Origin of the sequence: Nitrosopumilus sp. (assembly GCF_025698945.1) — an archaeon.
In the GTDB taxonomy this organism is placed as follows: domain Archaea; phylum Thermoproteota; class Nitrososphaeria; order Nitrososphaerales; family Nitrosopumilaceae; genus Nitrosopumilus.
Map to the genome: position 1 here is coordinate 121,250 of NZ_JAILWM010000001.1, position 15,959 is coordinate 137,208.

The 15,959-nt window shown below is 34.0% G+C and carries 20 protein-coding genes and 1 tRNA gene; 12 read left to right on the forward strand and 9 right to left on the reverse strand.

Going from position 1 to position 15,959, the window contains the following annotated elements; translation table 11 throughout:
- Nucleotides 1-128: 128 nt before the first annotated feature.
- From aroA to K5790_RS00830, 6 genes are read right to left on the reverse strand one after another with little or no spacing between them, the layout of a single operon-like run.
- On the reverse strand, nucleotides 129-1,397 hold the full coding sequence (gene aroA, locus K5790_RS00805; protein ID WP_297591822.1) for a 3-phosphoshikimate 1-carboxyvinyltransferase: 1,269 nt from the start codon (nucleotides 1,395-1,397) through the stop codon (nucleotides 129-131).
- Nucleotides 1,387-2,241, reverse strand: a complete 855-nt coding sequence (locus K5790_RS00810) for a shikimate kinase (protein ID WP_297591823.1) — start codon at nucleotides 2,239-2,241, stop codon at nucleotides 1,387-1,389. The genes aroA and K5790_RS00810 overlap by 11 nt, the downstream gene beginning before the upstream one ends.
- On the reverse strand, nucleotides 2,241-3,062 hold the full coding sequence (aroE, locus tag K5790_RS00815; protein ID WP_297591824.1) for a shikimate dehydrogenase: 822 nt from the start codon (nucleotides 3,060-3,062) through the stop codon (nucleotides 2,241-2,243). The genes K5790_RS00810 and aroE overlap by 1 nt, the downstream gene beginning before the upstream one ends.
- Nucleotides 3,063-3,113: 51 nt before the next feature.
- The gene (aroD, locus tag K5790_RS00820; RefSeq protein WP_297591825.1) at nucleotides 3,114-3,785 is read right to left on the reverse strand and encodes a type I 3-dehydroquinate dehydratase; all 672 of its coding nucleotides are present in this window, start codon (nucleotides 3,783-3,785) and stop codon (nucleotides 3,114-3,116) included.
- Between the two features lies 1 nt (nucleotide 3,786).
- A complete protein-coding gene (locus K5790_RS00825) occupies nucleotides 3,787-4,848 on the reverse strand; it encodes a 3-dehydroquinate synthase II (protein WP_297591826.1) in 1,062 nt (353 codons plus the stop codon).
- Complete coding sequence (locus K5790_RS00830; protein WP_297591827.1) at nucleotides 4,841-5,623, reverse strand: 2-amino-3,7-dideoxy-D-threo-hept-6-ulosonate synthase; 783 nt, start codon at nucleotides 5,621-5,623, stop codon at nucleotides 4,841-4,843. Before K5790_RS00830 ends, K5790_RS00825 begins: the two co-directional genes overlap by 8 nt.
- Before the next feature lie 156 nt (nucleotides 5,624-5,779).
- Here K5790_RS00830 and mqnC point away from each other — a divergent pair, with 156 nt between their 5' ends.
- Nucleotides 5,780-6,898 carry a cyclic dehypoxanthinyl futalosine synthase gene (mqnC, locus tag K5790_RS00835; RefSeq protein ID WP_297591828.1) on the forward strand — a complete coding sequence of 373 codons (1,119 nt, stop codon included), beginning with the start codon at nucleotides 5,780-5,782 and terminating at the stop codon, nucleotides 6,896-6,898.
- Here mqnC and K5790_RS00840 read toward each other — a convergent pair.
- A complete protein-coding gene (locus tag K5790_RS00840; protein WP_297591829.1) occupies nucleotides 6,893-8,335 on the reverse strand; it encodes a menaquinone biosynthesis decarboxylase in 1,443 nt (480 codons plus the stop codon). The two genes, mqnC and K5790_RS00840, sit on opposite strands and share 6 nt — an antisense overlap.
- Before the next feature lie 113 nt (nucleotides 8,336-8,448).
- Between K5790_RS00840 and K5790_RS00845 the strand changes: the two genes are divergently transcribed.
- Nucleotides 8,449-8,679 carry a hypothetical protein gene (locus K5790_RS00845; protein ID WP_297591830.1) on the forward strand — a complete coding sequence of 77 codons (231 nt, stop codon included), beginning with the start codon at nucleotides 8,449-8,451 and terminating at the stop codon, nucleotides 8,677-8,679.
- Nucleotide 8,680: 1 nt separating this feature from the next.
- Here K5790_RS00845 and K5790_RS00850 read toward each other — a convergent pair whose 3' ends face one another.
- A complete protein-coding gene (locus K5790_RS00850) occupies nucleotides 8,681-9,055 on the reverse strand; it encodes a hypothetical protein (RefSeq protein WP_179361415.1) in 375 nt (124 codons plus the stop codon).
- 97 nt (nucleotides 9,056-9,152) lie between these two features.
- Between K5790_RS00850 and K5790_RS00855 the strand changes: the two genes are divergently transcribed.
- The 3 genes from K5790_RS00855 (at nucleotide 9,153) to K5790_RS00865 (ending at nucleotide 11,157) form a co-directional block, all read left to right on the forward strand.
- Nucleotides 9,153-9,827 (forward strand): trans-sialidase, encoded by a 675-nt coding sequence (locus K5790_RS00855; protein ID WP_297591831.1) that lies wholly within the window; start codon nucleotides 9,153-9,155, stop codon nucleotides 9,825-9,827.
- 67 nt (nucleotides 9,828-9,894) lie between these two features.
- Nucleotides 9,895-10,086 (forward strand): hypothetical protein, encoded by a 192-nt coding sequence (locus tag K5790_RS00860; protein ID WP_297591832.1) that lies wholly within the window; start codon nucleotides 9,895-9,897, stop codon nucleotides 10,084-10,086.
- Between the two features lie 141 nt (nucleotides 10,087-10,227).
- On the forward strand, nucleotides 10,228-11,157 hold the full coding sequence (locus K5790_RS00865; RefSeq protein WP_297591833.1) for a trans-sialidase: 930 nt from the start codon (nucleotides 10,228-10,230) through the stop codon (nucleotides 11,155-11,157).
- A 28-nt stretch (nucleotides 11,158-11,185) separates the two neighbouring features.
- Here K5790_RS00865 and bcp read toward each other — a convergent pair whose 3' ends face one another.
- On the reverse strand, nucleotides 11,186-11,650 hold the full coding sequence (gene bcp, locus K5790_RS00870; protein WP_297591834.1) for a thioredoxin-dependent thiol peroxidase: 465 nt from the start codon (nucleotides 11,648-11,650) through the stop codon (nucleotides 11,186-11,188).
- Between the two features lie 103 nt (nucleotides 11,651-11,753).
- On the opposite strand from bcp, the gene K5790_RS00875 reads away from it, so the two are divergent.
- The 7 genes from K5790_RS00875 (at nucleotide 11,754) to K5790_RS00905 (ending at nucleotide 15,959) form a co-directional block, all read left to right on the forward strand.
- Nucleotides 11,754-12,458: an MIP/aquaporin family protein gene (locus K5790_RS00875; RefSeq protein WP_297591835.1), complete on the forward strand. Its 705-nt coding sequence runs from the start codon at nucleotides 11,754-11,756 to the stop codon at nucleotides 12,456-12,458.
- A gap of 38 nt (nucleotides 12,459-12,496) precedes the next feature.
- Nucleotides 12,497-12,919, forward strand: coding sequence for a hypothetical protein (locus tag K5790_RS00880; RefSeq protein ID WP_297591836.1), 423 nt, complete (start codon nucleotides 12,497-12,499; stop codon nucleotides 12,917-12,919).
- Nucleotides 12,916-13,731 (forward strand): hypothetical protein, encoded by an 816-nt coding sequence (locus K5790_RS00885; protein ID WP_297591837.1) that lies wholly within the window; start codon nucleotides 12,916-12,918, stop codon nucleotides 13,729-13,731. Before K5790_RS00880 ends, K5790_RS00885 begins: the two co-directional genes overlap by 4 nt.
- A 38-nt stretch (nucleotides 13,732-13,769) precedes the next feature.
- A tRNA-Arg gene (locus K5790_RS00890) sits at nucleotides 13,770-13,844 on the forward strand.
- A 153-nt stretch (nucleotides 13,845-13,997) separates the two neighbouring features.
- A complete protein-coding gene (locus K5790_RS00895; RefSeq protein WP_297591838.1) occupies nucleotides 13,998-15,056 on the forward strand; it encodes a Vms1/Ankzf1 family peptidyl-tRNA hydrolase in 1,059 nt (352 codons plus the stop codon).
- Nucleotides 15,057-15,354: 298 nt separating this feature from the next.
- A complete protein-coding gene (locus K5790_RS00900) occupies nucleotides 15,355-15,456 on the forward strand; it encodes a zinc-ribbon domain-containing protein (protein WP_297591839.1) in 102 nt (33 codons plus the stop codon).
- A 101-nt stretch (nucleotides 15,457-15,557) separates the two neighbouring features.
- Nucleotides 15,558-15,959, forward strand: a complete 402-nt coding sequence (locus K5790_RS00905) for a hypothetical protein (protein WP_297591840.1) — start codon at nucleotides 15,558-15,560, stop codon at nucleotides 15,957-15,959.

Genomic DNA, 15,959 nt, shown 5'->3' on the forward strand with positions numbered 1-15,959 from the left:
AATAGTTTGCGCGGCTCTGCGAAAAAGACATGTTATCTACGCAAAAGCGTTGTGGGTGAGGAGAATGCTTTTCACTCTATACAGAGTCGCGCCTTTTACCCTTAAAGTTAATTTTTTGAAAAATATTTTTACTGACTGTGTATTTTAGCCCCTAGTCGATTCATTTCTGAAATAAAATCTGGATATGATACATTCACTGATTCTGGATCTGTAATTATACAATCCCCAACAAACATTCCTGCAATACAGAATGCCATGAATAATCTATGATCATTTTCTGAATTTAATTTAGCTCCAACAAGTTTTTCTGACGATTCTAAAACTAATCCGTCTTCGTTTTCTTGAATCTTGATTCCTATTTTTACTAACTCTCTTGCAATTATTGCAATTCTATCTGTTTCTTTTAGTCTTGCATGTTTTACATTTACAATCTCTATTGGCGTTGATGATTTTAATGCTAGAATTGAAAGTGGAGGAAGAAGATCTGGGGAGTTACTCAAATCAAATTTACCACCTCTTAATTTTTCAGGAGATTCAATCTTGATTTGCTCATCGTCCATCATTATAGTTACCCCTAATTGTTCAAGTATGTCAATAAATACCTCATCACCTTGTGGTAAATTTCCAATATTACCTTTGATTGTTACATCTTTACCATTTAACACTACAGCTGATAGTAGTAATGCTAGACTTGAAAAATCAATTGGAACTACAAATGTGGCACTGTTGTAAATTTGTGGAGAAATATTGTATCTTTTGTAAGGGATTGATGTTTGAACAGAGACTCCGAACTTTCTCATAGTTGCAATTGTTGCATCAAGATATGGTTTTGAAACTAGATTTCCTTCAATTGTTAAATTGATTCCTTTATCAGTTAAAGGGGCACAAATTAACAAAGATGAAATGAATTGACTAGAAAAATTTCCTGGAATAGATACATTGCCACCTGTTATTTTTCCTTTGATTGTAATTGGTGGATTACCATTAGTTGATGTACAATGTGCTCCGATATTAGTTAGTGCATCTAATAGAGGTTGCATTGGTCTTTTTTGCAAACTTGCATCTCCTGTCAATGTAATCTCTTGTGAAAATAAACTTGCAATTCCTGAGGCTATTCTTATAGTGGTTCCTGAGTTTTCAGTGTTGATTTCGGGAACTTTTGTGCTTAAATTAATCGGATTTTTGACAATTATTGATGAATTACTGGTTTCTATCTCTGCTCCAAATTTCCTACATGCTTCTATTGTCGCCCTAGTATCTGCAGATAGAAGAACATTCTCCACCTTACTATTATTTCCAGCAAGTGATGCGAGAAAGATTGCTCTATGTGTGTAACTTTTGTTTGCTGGACAAATAATTTCTCCTGTGATGCTTGATTTTTCTATCTTACAACTCATTTACTTCGGCCTTTTTGTTACTTATTTTTGAAACGATTACATTTCCCTCAAGTGTAGAAAATATTTTTTTAATATCTGATTCATTTTCTTTTTTTGTTACAGCAGCAATTGCTGGTCCATTACCTGAAACTGATGCAGCAAGTGCCCCTTTCTCTATTAAATTTGTTATAATTTTGGGATCTGAATTTAATATTGATGCTGTTGCCAATCCGTTAATTGTCATTGCCTCCCAATAGTTTCCCTTTCTAGCAAGTTCCCATGCTTTCTCAAAGACAGTAGATAATGAACTAAGATTTTTTAGATTTCCTCTTTTTCTGTTTTTTGGAATAAATATTATTGCAATTAAATTTGAAGGGCCATTTTCAAAATGAACTCTTTTCCTTCTTGCATTATCTGTAACATTGAATCCTCCGTAGTAACATGAACATGCATCATCATATGCTCCAGTAATGCTTACTTTGGATTCAATTGATGCATCAACTCCAGCAAGAAGAATTTGTTGGTCTGTTAGTTTTGGTTTGAAGATTTTTGCACATGCCAATGCTACTGCAGATGATATTGCACTTGAACTTTTGAGTCCATATCCTGTTGGAATCTCTGAATCAAGTGTTACTGTAATCTTGTTTTGCTCCAGATCTTTTTTTGCAATGATTTTTTCAATTGTTTTAGTAATTAGACGAGAACTAATGCTTTTGTTCTCTGATTGAATGATGATGCCTTTACCTGGTGTTGCTTCTACTTCTGACTCTACTTTTAGTGCTATGCCCAGCGTGGCCCCTTTTTTGTTTGCAATTGCATTAACTAGTGATATGGCTCCATGGACAGTGGCCTTTGCTTTTACCATCAAACTCCTCCTAACAGTGCTTTTTTCATGGCATTATAAGGTGCTTCTATGCCATGCCAAATCTCAAAGGCCCTAACAGCTTGGCCCAATAGCATCTCGTAACCATAAATTACAGTTGCCCCTTCTTCTTTTGCTTTTTTGATAAAGTCTGTGTTCATTGGCATATATACAATGTCATACACAATTGTTTTTTCATTAATTCCTTTTAATGAAATTGGTGATAATTCGTTTTTGAGGCCAATTGATGTTGCATTTATAATAAAGTCATAATCTTTTGCAGAATCTCCTACATCCTCAATTTTGATTGGATTGGAATCTAATCCAATCTTTTTTGCAAACTCTGATAATTTTTCTGCATTTTCAAGTGTTCTGTTTGCAATAGTAATGCTTTTTGCTTTCTCTTTTGCAAAACCTGCTACGATTGCTCTTGCAGCTCCGCCTGCTCCAAGAAGAAGAACTTTTTTGTTTGCAATAGTAATGCTTCTTTTCTTTAGTGGATCTAAAAACCCATCCATGTCTGTATTGTATCCTTTTAGAACTCCGTCCATATTTTTTACTGTGTTGACTGCCCCAATCAAACTACAAGACTCATCAATTTTATCTAGATATTTCATCATTTCAACTTTATGTGGAATTGTAATGTTAAATCCATCTATCTTTATTTTTTTTAATCCTTCAATTCCTTCTGCAAGTTCTCCTACGGGAATTCTATATGCAATGTAGGAGCTATCCAAATTTAGTTCTCTAAATGCTGCACTGTGAATGTTAGGGGATAATGAGTGATCAATAGGATCTCCAATTACTGCAAATGATTTTCCCATCTTAATTTTTAGAATATTTTGATTGATTTAAACTCTCAACTTTTGGTTTGATTATTGTTTTAGATTTGTGATTTTTTTAATTTCGTCTACACTGAATTGTCCTGGTGCTACTGGCTTTCCAAGTGAGACATATGTATATGGACTTCCCAAATATAGGCACAAAATCCTTGATATTCTTCCAAAATCCCCCATGGCAAACGAAATTAGAGTATTATTGCCTTTTTTGCTATACAATTCTAACATTCTCGTTGAATCATTTGGTGACTTTGCAGTACTTACTATTTTTACAAATGATGAGAATTTACTCATTTGATTAATTTTCTTTTTTAGATTTTCTGAACTTGGTGTTTTTTTAAAATCATGCCATGATACAAGTAATTTTGTTTTAGTTGATTTTAGATATTTTGCTAAAGATGGATTTTTTTGTAATGTATTAAACTCTACATCTAGTAAGAATGGATTGTATTCTGCAATTAATTTGAGAATTGCAATTCTTTCAGTTTCATTTCCTGTAAACCTTCCTCCCTCATTTTTTGGACGTAATGTGCAAACAGATTTTTTAAGATCTTTTTTTATCATCTTGATTGTTTCAGGAATTTTTTCAGGATTTAGAAAATCAAATCTTATTTCAGCATAATCTGATTTTTTTAAAGCAATTTTTAATGTCTGTGCTACTTTTTTTGGTGTTTTTTCTGCAATTGAAACACATGTTTTGTATTTCATCTTATTTTTCTAATATGTACTCGTCTGAAACTTCCATACCAAAATGTCTTCCAGTTGCAGGTTTAGAATGAACCATTACTGTATCTCCTTTTTTTAGATGTGTTATTGACACTAGTTGGCCATTTGGTTTTACAAAGCGTATTGTTTCGGCATCCTGTGCAATAATTCCGCCAATCTCTCCTCCTGCTGATGCTTTAATCATTAGCATTGGTCTTCTTTCTATCTTTGATCTTCCTACTGTGGCCCTTCTTGCTTTTCCTTTAGAGTTTAGAATCAATACTTCTGAACCTGTCTCAACTTCTGATAGATAGTTTGTAGTTCCATCAGGTGATAGAGTGTAGCAATGTACAGCTCCTGCATTTACTCTAAATGGTCTTGGTGATGTAAAAGATGAGCCAACTGATTCATTATGGACTAAAAACAAAAAGTTTGATCTGCTACCAATTAACATTCCTTCTCCTTTGTGAAGCATTGATGCTGTATCTACACAAACTCTTTCTCCATCCCCAACTTCTTTAATTTCAATAATTTTAGCTGGCATCATTTCAAAACTCCGAGTGCCTAAATACACCATTGCCTCCCTTACTTCGTTAATTGATGATGTGCTGAAAATTACTCCATCTACCCCTACTTCTAAAATTGAAAACATTTTTCTTACTTCCTCAGGGGTTCTTGCAATTGCAAAAATTTTGGTATGGATTTTGTGAAGTTTTGCAATAATGTTTTCAAGTGGAATAATTTTCCAATCCTTTACTTCTACTATTACAAAGTCTAATCCTTTCTTTGCAATAGCTAGGGTATTTTCAATATCTGCATTAGATAAAACTTGAAATTTCTTTCCTATTTTTTTGCCCTTTGGTTTTGTAGACCCTTCTTTTTCTAAAACAACATAATTTGCTGAGCTTGAAGGATACACTGTTTGCATTTTTGTCTTTTTCTTGCCTAATTTCTTTGGGTCAAGATATATTGTTTTGATTCCTTCTGCCTCCAACTGTGGTATGAATTTAGATAATTGTGCTTGTGATACTTTGGGCGATATTATTAGTTCTCTAGTTTTACTCAATTTTTTTCAGTGCTTCCTTTGCTGTACCTTTTCTGAAAATTATTTCAGCTAACGCTTCTACCATTTTTTCAGGCGATTTGTGAGCAAAGATGTTTCTGCCATATGTAACCCCTTTGGCACCTGCTGTCATGGCATCTTCTGTCATTTGAAGAATGTCTAAATCTGTTTTTGCTTTAGGGCCTCCTGCAATTACAATTGGAACTGGTGTGCTCTTTACAATCTTTGCAAATGAATCAATATCGCCAGTGTAAAGTGTTTTAACAATGTCTGCACCGCATTCTGCACCAATTCTTGCAACATGACCGACAATTTCTGGATCATGTGGGTTCTTGATGTTCTCTCCTCTAGGATACATCATTGCTAAAAGTGGCATTCCCCACTTGTGACATTGATCTGCAGTCATTCCTAGTTGTTCTAGCATTTCTGGTTCTTCTTTTCCCCCAATGTTAATGTGCAATGAAACTCCATCTGCTCCCATTGCTACAGCTTCTTTGACTGTACCTGTGAGCATTTTTCGGTTGGGTGATAATGATAATGATGTGCTACTTGAAAAATGAACTAAAATTCCAATCTTTGTTGGTTTAGGTAATACTTTGAGAATTCCTTTGTTAATGATAACACTGGTTAATCCATGACCTTCACATTTGTAAATAATATCTGCAGGATTTTCAAGCCCTTCAATAGGACCATTTGAAATTCCATGATCCATTGGAATACATAACATTCTTCCTTTTCTGAGAATTCGATTAAGTCTAATTTGATTGCCAGATACCATGAGATGATCTGATTTTTGTGCCCTACTTAAAAATAACGTGAATCTTTGAACCCAAACTAGTTAGTTATTGAGCCCAAACCATTCATTTGGATTAACACTTTTTTGTTTGTAATTCCTATCAAGGATTAAATAGAAATTATAAAAGATGAATAGCAATTGAGTCAGACTACTGAACAAATTCAAAAAAGTGACATTAAAGATATTTTAGAAAATTCTCTTAATGGACGACGCCCTAGTCCTGAAGACTGTATGCGATTGTTAGAATCTGATGATGTTCATTTAATGGGACTTGTTTCAGGTCATCTTGCTAGAAAACAGTTTGGAAAAAAGGCCTCTTTTGTAAATAATATAATTTTGAATTATACCAATGTCTGTATTACTGATTGTAAGTTTTGTGCATTTTATCGATCCCCTGGATCTGAAGATGCTTATACTTTAACTCTTGACCAAATTGAATCAAGAGTAAAAACATCTTGGGATATGTTTAAGATTCGTCAAGTTTTGATTCAAGGTGGACATAATCCAAATTTGAAAATCGAATATTATGAAGATGCTTTCAAAATGATTCGAGAAAAATTCCCAAAGGTTGGAGTTCATGGATTATCTACTTCTGAAATTGATATGATAGCACGAGTTGAAAAATCCTCTACACTAGAAATTTTATCTAGATTAAAGGATGCAGGTTTGCAATCCATTCCAGGAGCTGGGGCTGAAATATTAGTTGATTCTGTAAAAGATATTATCAGTCCAAAGAAAATCTCCAGCGCTGATTGGATACGAATTATGGATGAAGCTCATTCACTTGGAATTCCAGGTTCTGCTACAATGATGTATGGTCATGTTGAAAATAAACAAGATATTGTTGATCATTTTTTCAAAATTGTAAAACTACAAGAGAAAACTAAAGGCTTCATGGCATTTATCCCTTGGAATTTTGAACCAAATAATACACTGATGCATGAAGAAGGTATTGTTGAATATGGTACTGGAGGAATTCAACTCTTAAAGATGATTGCAATTTCTAGACTTGTTTTAGATGGATTAATTCCACATATTCAATCTTCATGGCTTACAAATGGTGTGGGTATGGCACAACTGGCACTGCAATATGGTGCTGATGATTTCGGTGGTACTCTTATTGGAGAAGAAGTTGTATCTTGTACTGGTGCACGCTCTACTGAATTAACAGACAAAATAATTATTGATGCAATACATCAAATTGGATATCAAGTTGAAGAGAGAGATAATTTCTACAATCCAGTTACTTTATCATAAATTATAATCCGACCATTTAGCATTAACTAGTTCTTTTGTTTTATCATCAACTTTTACTTGTTGTTGAATTTCTCTATCATATCCTTCTTCTTTTGTTTTTTGTGTTGCATCAATTCCCATCTTTGACCCTAAATTTACCAGCGGTGATGCAGGATCCAATGTATCTGTTGGTGTGTTATTGATGATGACTGTGTCTCTTGCAGCATCAGCTCTTGTTGTAATGGCCCATATTACATCATTAATATCATGAACATTGATGTCTTCATCTACTACTACCAAAGTCTTTGTAAGAGAAAGTTGTCCCATCCCCCATAATCCCATCATTACTTTTTTTGCTTGACCTGGATATCTCTTTTTTATTGAAACTATTGCAAATCCTTGGAACCATCCTGCAGGTGGCATACTAAAGTCAATTACTTCTGGATGGAACATTCGAATCAATGGCAAAAATGATCTTTCGATAACTTTACCAATATAAGCATCCTCCAAAATCGGCTTCCCTACAACTGTTGTGACATAGATTGGATCTTTTCTTCTCATAATTCCTGTTAGTGTAAATGTTGGATATGGTTCAACAGGTGTATAGTATCCTGTATGATCTCCAAATGGTCCTTCATCTCTAATGTCTGAAGGATCTACGTATCCTTCTAATACAATCTCTGCATTTGCTGGGACATCCAAATCAATTGTTTTACATTTGACAGTCTTGATTCCTTCTTTTCTTGTGATTCCTGCAAACAAGTATTTGTCTAATCCTTCTGGAACTGGAGCAATTGATGAAAACACAGTTGCGGGTTCTCCGCCAATAATTATTGCAGCTGGAATTTTTTCTCCTTTGTCTTTAGAAATATCTCCGTGGTGAGCTCCCCTCTTATGTTTTTGCCAATGCATTAATGCATGAGTTTTGTCTATTATCTGCATTCTGTATACTCCAAGATTTCTAACTCCTGTCTCAGGATGTCTGGTTGCAACCAATCCCAGTGTGATGAATCGTCCCGCATCATTTGGCCAAGATTTTAGAATTGGTAAATCATCAAATGATGCATTAGTTGATGTCACTTCAGTAACTGGTCCACTTGATTCTGATTTAGGAAATGATGCTGTCATCTTTGATAGTTCTGGTAATTTTTTTATTTTATTGAGAAAGCCTGATGGAATATCCATCTTTGTCATGTCTACTATTCTTTGACCAATTTCAGTAAAGTCTGTCATTTCAAGTCCAATCTCTAATCTTCTCATTGAACCAAATGCATTTCCTAAAACTGGCATTTTGTATCCTTTTACATTTTCAAAAAGAATTGCAGAGCCATTTGCGTACATTTCTCTTCTTAAAATTTCTGCAATTTCTAAATCCGAATCTACTTCTATTTTTACTCGTTTTAGTTCTCCATTTTTTTCTAATTCTTTAACAAATTCATGAATATCTTCTATTGGCACGTACCTTCTGAAGTTAAATCTAGTATAAGCTTAACTAGATTTACGTAATAGCGGATAATCTTAAAACTCTCTTGACAAATGCATTTTAATTCTCATTAATAGGACATTCAGTATTGGCAGATGACAAATGTGCAGTATGTAAAGGAAATGGAACTATAGAATTATTGGGTTCAGAGTGTCCTTTTTGCAATGGCACTGGTGAGCCAAACAAACCTGCCAAAGCATATCTTGATTCTCATATTTGTCAATGTATCTTCCTTGACAGAAAAAGATGTCCATTATGTGGAAAAAGATGTCATCATGATACGCCAAACAAACCAAAAATCTTACTTAGTCCTGAATAATCTACATTGGTGGAAGTTCTGTTTTTTTGTCGTGTCCACCGGAACCAAATTTACAGTAAAAACACAACTCTGATTCCATGTACTTTAATTGTTCAACTTGAATGGCCCCAAGCTTAAGTGCAATCTTTGTTAAAATTTTGTACTTTAGAGGCATTGCAGGAATTACTTCATCCATGTAGACTCTATAATGATCGGGGCAAAATTTTAGGGTCACCTTTGATGGTTCTTTTCCTTTTTCATTTACTTGCTTTGTAAAATTGATCTGCTCTCTGATGTATTCGTGTTTTGGACATGGACAATCTTTGCCTCCTGGATGCTTGTATGCTGGAGTATTTTTCCAATCAAATTCGGGATATTCCTTTTCAAAGTCATCCATGACAGCATTAGGTCTTCAGAGCATATAAAACTTGATCAAGTTTAGTTGTGGTATTCAACCCAAATGTACATAAACCCCAGATTGCTCATGCAAAACAATGGCAGCTGCTAAAAAGCAAACTAAACAAGATCTTGAAAAAAAGATTACCGAATTAGAAGCAAAACTAAATCAACTTTCTACTCAGCTAGAGTCAAAACCAAAGGAAGCTCCTAAACCACAGGAAACACCAAAACCAGCTGAAGTAAAACCAGCAGAAACTAAACCTGCACCAAAACCAGCTGAACGACCTGCTGCAACAACAAAACCTAAAGGTACTTTGCCAAAGGGATTTGAAACTAAACCAGCAGAAGCTCCTAAACCAAAGGAAGCACCAAAACCAGCTGATAGCAAATCACAGCCTCCAACAACATTCCAAGCAGCATTAGAGGAAGCATACCAAAACGCTGCAATGACTGATTTTCATCAGTACCGAGCAAAGGTAACAGGCTATTCTCCAGCTCCTAACAGATACTTTGTTAGAAGATATGCTCCAGTCGGAAAAGTTCCTACAACAAATTGGAATGATCAAAAAGTAAAGGTAACTGGTTATACACAACCATCAAACCAATACTTTGCAACAAGAGCAAGACTTGCATATCATCCAGCTGATAAGACATTTGGAAGTTTTAGTGGAACTAACATGAGTGTTGACGGACTCGCTTTAGAAACAAAACAAGCTCCAACACCAGAACCACCAAAACCAAAAAGAGGCACTCTTCCAAAAGGTTTCTAATTCAATAACATCTTTTATTTTCTATTTTTAAAAGTAATATTCTTGTTTGTTCATATCTGTTTTGTAAATGTCTCCAAAAATAAAATGCCCCAATTGCCAACAAAATGAATGGCTTGAAAATTCTGAATTGAATTATTTACCACAAGTTCATAAATTAAAAGATGGAAAATATGTGGCAGATACTGATAATGGGATTCATGTAAAATTATGGAGATGCAATAATTGTATGTATGTTATGCAATTTTGGGAACCTGATTGAGTTGTTAACCTCATTCAGATCTGATTAATTTTTAAAAATTGTGAATTTTTTTCAATTTATTCCTATTTTTTTATTATTTTATTAGCAAAAAATACGGACTGATCAAAATGTAAATAAACAATGCATTATTTACTTTAAGAAATGGCAGCAAAGCGAAAAGCAAGTACAAAAAAAGATCTTGAAGAAAAAATCGCTGAACTTGAGGCAAAACTAACTAAATTATCAACACAACTTGAAGCAAAGCCAGCTCCAAAACCAGCAGAAACAAAACCTGCTGAACCAAAGCCAGCTCCAAAACCAGCAGAAACAAAACCTGCTGAACCAAAGCCAGCTCCAAAACCAGCAGAAACAAAACCAGCAGAAACAAAACCTGCTGAACCAAAGCCAGCTCCAAAACCAGCAGAAACTGCTCCACCAGCTCCAGTAAGTTTTCAGGATGCATTAGAGGAAGCATACCAAAACGCTGCAATGACTGATTTTCATCAGTACCGAGCAAAGGTAACAGGCTATTCTCCAGCTCCTAACAGATACTTTGTTAGAAGATATGCTCCAGTCGGAAAAGTTCCTACAACAAATTGGAATGATCAAAAAGTAAAGGTAACTGGTTATACACAACCATCAAACCAATACTTTGCAACAAGAGCAAGACTTGCATATCATCCAGCTGATAAGACATTTGGAAGTTTTAGTGGAACTAACATGAATGTTGATGGTGTAGTTTTACAATCACAAAAAGCAACACCACCAGAACCACCAAAACCTGCAAAGGGCACACTTCCAAAGGGTATGGGACAAACACAAACACAACAAGCTCCACCACCACAACAATCATCTTCTAGTGGAAGTGAAGGAAAGTCAAGAAAAGAACAACTTGAAGAATATGAAAAAGATTACTTGCAAAGAATAGAACAAGATAGAATAGAACAAGAAAAGGCTTATCAAAAAGCTGTTGAATCTGAAGCAAAAACTAGATCTTCTCAAACACGTGGTACTTTACCAAAAGGTTTTGAACCAAAACCAGAACCTGAAGCACCCAAGGCTTCTAGAGGAACTCTTCCAAAAGGCTTCTAAGTTCTACAACTCTTCTTTTTACTTTATTTTAATTTGAACTTAGAAAATCATTCATTACTTCTTTAGAATGCCCTGCAGGTTTTACTTTGGGGTAAATTTTGAAAATTTTTCCTTTCTCATTTACAAGAAAAGTACTTCGATTCACACCCATGTATTCCCTGCCCATGAATTTCTTTAATCCCCAAACTCCAAATAGTTTTGATACTTTTTTATCCACATCTGCTAAAAGTGGATATTTTATTCCCATCTTGTCACAGAATTTTTTATGAGAATCAACATCATCTGGACTGATGCCAATTATCTCGATTCCTTCTTTTTGAAATTTTTTATAGTCTTTTGAAAATTCGTCTGCCTCTGTAGTGCATCCTGGTGTAAAGTCCTTTGGATAAAAATAGATGGCATGCTTTTTGCCTTTAAAATCAGATGATTTTACTGTATTTCCGTTTGAATCATTTAACTCAAATTTTGGAACTGAGTCCCCTTCTGAAATCATATATTTTCAAATACATTGGTCTGTAATTAATTACTTTTTGATACTAATTGATCAAAAATTTGGTCCGAATCTTTTATATGGAAATTCTAGTGGGATTAGCTTAATGGTAAATCCAAGAGCATATCTTGCTGAAGCAATTGCAACTTATGGTTTGGTCTTCTTTGGTCCACTTTCAGTTATCTTGGCTATAGCATCATTTGGCGAAACACTGACTACTCAATCTGTATTGTTTATCTCACTTGGACATGGTGGCGCAATTGCTCTGATGGTTTATGCATTTGGACATGTCTCTGGAGCTCACATTAATCCTGCAGTCACTATTCCTATGATGATTACAAAAAAGATAGGAATTGCAGATGGCATTGGATATATTATTTCACAATTAATTGGTGCAGTTGCAGCAGCTGCTACTCTCAAGGCAATATTGCCAGAACTTGGTGCTGCAGTTAACTTTGGAACTCAAGGTGGTCCAAGCGAATTAATCAATAACAGTATTGCTTCTGGATTTGCAGTTGAAGCAGTTCTTACCTTCTTCTTAGTTACTGTAATTTTTATGACCGCAGTTCACAAAAAGGCATCTCCAGGATGGCATGGATTTACAATTGGTGGAATGGTTTTCCTAATTCACTTAATTGCTGTACCTCTAACTGGTGCATCAGTAAATCCTGCAAGAACATTTGGTCCTGCATTAATATCTGGATTTTGGGAATTCCACTGGTTATATTGGGCAGCACCAGTTCTAGGTGGTATTATTGCAGGATTGATTATGAACTATGTTTTTGTCAAACCTGCAGAAAAAGAAGCATAACCCCAACATTTTTAAAAATTTAATTTTCTTTTGTTCCCATGAGTTCAAATGATATTTCTGATATGTTTCATGAAGAATCTCAAAAACTAGAAAATCTAATTAATAATGCTGAAAGTAACTCAGAACTATCCATTCATGAAATTGTTGAGATGTATTATCAAGTCATGAATGTATCAACAATGGTCACAATGCTCAAACAAACAAATGAAAACCCTTCATTACTTGATCAAATTTCATCCGTTGAAAAAATCATTTCTAAAAAATTTAATTCCAATATCCATCCCAAAATCACAGAACAACTTTTTGATTCTATTGAAAACCTTACAAAAAAATTACAATCAAAAACTCTTCAAAATAAATCTAAAGAAGACATTGAAAGCGAAGCAAAACAATATGAGTATCTTAGAGAAATTATGAGCACAAAAGAATTTGTAAAACAATACGAAGATGGGCTCTCATGATTGAATCCCTTGCAAAAAATCTAGTCAGTCTAAAAAAAGAATTTGTCACTGTATATGATGGAGCTAGTCATATTCAAGAAGTAATCCCAGCTTCAAAATCTGAATTATTTCCAATACAAGAACGTGACTTGGAATTGTTACATCAGTTTGCAACAAAAAATCCAATCTATTACAATTCATATGAAAAAATTATTGGAGATACTTTGTGCATTGTTTACGAGGGTGACATTAACAAATTTTGGCTAAACAGTATCCAACATGGCTCAAGTCATGCACCATTTTCTCCCACTTGGATAATGTCTGCATATGTCTTAAGTTTAATTGCAAAAGAGAATAGATATCAAGAAATTATTGATATTGGCTCAGGTGATGGAAGAATTGCTTTTTGTGCAAAAGTTCTGGGTTTGGAATCATACAGTATTGAGATTGATAACATGTTGGTAGACGTTCAAAAAACTCTCAGTAGTACTGTAGACTTTCATCCTAGTTGTGCTAATGCTATCCAATTTGATTATTCTTCACTGAATCTTTCAAATCCTGTTTTTTTTATTGGTGGTCTAGCACAGATGGGGGGAATTGAGTTGGCTAGTGGTGTTTTAGAGAAAATAACTCCATCACATTTTACTAAACTTGGATGGGTTTTTGCAGGAACATATTCTAAAAAATACAAAACTGATCCGAAAAATGAAGCTGGGTGGGGTACATTAATTGAGCAGAATCATCTAAAATCTATCAATACAATTTCGCTGCCAACTGCATGGACATTTCATGAAACCGATGAAACACCATACATTTTTGCTGAAACTGCATAATCGCAATCCAAATTAAGCGTGATTGGCCCAAAACTTTCGGACTCGTTGCATAGCTTGGATAGTGCGAACGCTTGCGGAGCGTTAGGTCGCCGGTTCGAATCCGGTCGGGTCCGTTAACATCTTAATCCAAACTAAATAAGCACTTCAAGCCTGCAAAAAATTTTATCTTTGCAGGTTTCTTGAAGGATATTACTTTGTTGCATTTTCTGATATTTATCAATTAAGAAATTTGTTTAGATTTTATACCAACAAGAAAATCATAACTAGTGCAAAAAAATCAAAATTTTTCTGAAATCAAACCCTCTGAATGGTTACTGATAAACCGATTTCTGCATGAATTAAAACAAGTTGACACTCAATGCGTATCGGTTTATTATCCATATGGAAAGGGAATGGAAACAATATCTTTGCTACAAGAAACAAAGAGAAATGAGTTACTTGAAAAAATTGAATCTAAAATTGAAAAACGTATATTCGAACTCAAAGAAAAACCGCCGTCTGCAGGAAAGTTTGCAAAAACTCTTTGTATTTTTGGCTGGATAAAAAATGATAAAGTAATTATCAAAGAAATTGGGATTTCAAAAAAATTACCATATGTCTACATGGTAAGTAAGAAACCTTTTGTTAAACCATTTCGTGACATTCTTAAAATTAATCGTGATGTTTTGTTGGTAACAATAGATCAAAAAACTGCAAGAATACAAAGATTTCATGGGGATCAGATTACTCAAGAATCTACATTACGAATAGATCTACAGGGAAGACACCGAAAAGGAGGACAAAGTCAAGGAAGATTCCTTAGAGCAAGACAGACAAAAATTCATGTTTTCTTTAAAAAAGTTGCAAACAAAGTGAGGATGATGAATTCAAATTCAGAGTTAATATTGTTGGGTGGATCTGGACATGCAAAAACAGAATTCTATGGTGAACTTGATTCGGAATTAACAAAAAAATGTAAGTTTGTAGAAAATTTGTCTTTTTCCACTCCTCTAAAAGACATTGAAAAGAAAATAATTCATCATCTGTATCAATATCGAAAAAAATATGTTGCAGAAATTATTGATAAATATGAAAAATTAGTCAAAGACGGATTGACAGCTAAAAAAAATGATGAAATTTACAAGGCATTAAAAATTGGTGCAGTAGACACACTAATTGTTTCAACTGATTATTATTCTGATCCTAAATTTAGAAATATAATGAAAATGCTGGAGATTGCAAAAAGTACATCATCTAAAATTGAATTTGCAACATCCCAAAAAATAATTAAAAAACTGGAACTTGATGACTCTGTTTTAGCAATACTTCGATATCGGATTAAGTAATCATCGACATTATTTTCTATAACTGCCTTTACTAGAATTTGTGCATTGTAATGGTGCTTGTAAAAAATACATTGCCAAAAGCAACAGCCTAGAGGGCGGCAGATATGAACAAGGTCAAAAACGATGCCCACAATGTGAGATTTTCGTAAAATGGGAGGGGTTATGGTGTCCTTGCTGTGGGCGATTACTACGAACAAAACCTAGAGCAAAAAAATTAAAAAATAAATTAAAATCAATTTATATTAAATAGAATTGAAAAATTAAAAAATATTAAATCTAATTTTAAAGTAATAATGTCATGAAGCCTCAATCCTGTAGAAATTGTGGAAAGGAATTATGGCAAAATCAAAGAGTTTGTCCTCAATGTGGAAAAGATAGTGGATATGACGATTCTGAATAAATTTCAATGTTCTCTACGCTTCTGATATTATCATAATTGATTTTAGCCTATACGCTTAATTTTGCATCTATTATACGATTTTTGTGATACACCCTGAATTAATGAAGTTACTTGAGGCTAATGATGTGGTGGAAATACTACATGATTCAGTCCAATATCAACTACAGAAAATTAACAATGTTCAAAAAACTGATGATGGGAGAGATTGGTATCAGGATCTACCTTTGATTGTAAAAGAAAAATTTGATAATTATAAAGTTGATTATGAAACACTTTCTAGAATTTTAAAATTAGAACATGATGAAATTAAAAATGAGATGAGTAAGGGTTACTATTATTGGCGACTTCTTCGATCTGCATGCAATACATACAGAAATGATTTGATAGAATATGATCAACAATTAAATCAAGAATTCAATTTACAAGAAACAGAAGCAATATCTGATAATTCCGTATTAAATGAATGCATTGTAGTTTTAAATCAACATGAAATTGAAAAATAA

What these genes read in the sequence shown, in the direction of transcription:
- aroD (WP_297591825.1), bottom strand. Translation starts at nt 3,785, where the DNA reads ATGAAATACAAAACATGTGTTTCAATTGCAGAAAAAACACCAAAAAAA.
- K5790_RS00905 (WP_297591840.1), top strand. Translation starts at nt 15,558, where the DNA reads ATGAAGTTACTTGAGGCTAATGATGTGGTGGAAATACTACATGATTCA.
- K5790_RS00810 (WP_297591823.1), bottom strand. Translation starts at nt 2,241, where the DNA reads ATGGTAAAAGCAAAGGCCACTGTCCATGGAGCCATATCACTAGTTAAT.
- K5790_RS00860 (WP_297591832.1), top strand. Translation starts at nt 9,895, where the DNA reads ATGTCTCCAAAAATAAAATGCCCCAATTGCCAACAAAATGAATGGCTT.
- K5790_RS00850 (WP_179361415.1), bottom strand. Translation starts at nt 9,055, where the DNA reads ATGGATGACTTTGAAAAGGAATATCCCGAATTTGATTGGAAAAATACT.
- K5790_RS00865 (WP_297591833.1), top strand. Translation starts at nt 10,228, where the DNA reads ATGGCAGCAAAGCGAAAAGCAAGTACAAAAAAAGATCTTGAAGAAAAA.
- K5790_RS00880 (WP_297591836.1), top strand. Translation starts at nt 12,497, where the DNA reads ATGAGTTCAAATGATATTTCTGATATGTTTCATGAAGAATCTCAAAAA.
- K5790_RS00885 (WP_297591837.1), top strand. Translation starts at nt 12,916, where the DNA reads ATGATTGAATCCCTTGCAAAAAATCTAGTCAGTCTAAAAAAAGAATTT.
- K5790_RS00875 (WP_297591835.1), top strand. Translation starts at nt 11,754, where the DNA reads ATGGTAAATCCAAGAGCATATCTTGCTGAAGCAATTGCAACTTATGGT.
- aroA (WP_297591822.1), bottom strand. Translation starts at nt 1,397, where the DNA reads ATGAGTTGTAAGATAGAAAAATCAAGCATCACAGGAGAAATTATTTGT.
- K5790_RS00830 (WP_297591827.1), bottom strand. Translation starts at nt 5,623, where the DNA reads ATGGTATCTGGCAATCAAATTAGACTTAATCGAATTCTCAGAAAAGGA.
- K5790_RS00855 (WP_297591831.1), top strand. Translation starts at nt 9,153, where the DNA reads ATGGCAGCTGCTAAAAAGCAAACTAAACAAGATCTTGAAAAAAAGATT.
- aroE (WP_297591824.1), bottom strand. Translation starts at nt 3,062, where the DNA reads ATGGGAAAATCATTTGCAGTAATTGGAGATCCTATTGATCACTCATTA.
- bcp (WP_297591834.1), bottom strand. Translation starts at nt 11,650, where the DNA reads ATGATTTCAGAAGGGGACTCAGTTCCAAAATTTGAGTTAAATGATTCA.
- K5790_RS00900 (WP_297591839.1), top strand. Translation starts at nt 15,355, where the DNA reads ATGAAGCCTCAATCCTGTAGAAATTGTGGAAAGGAATTATGGCAAAAT.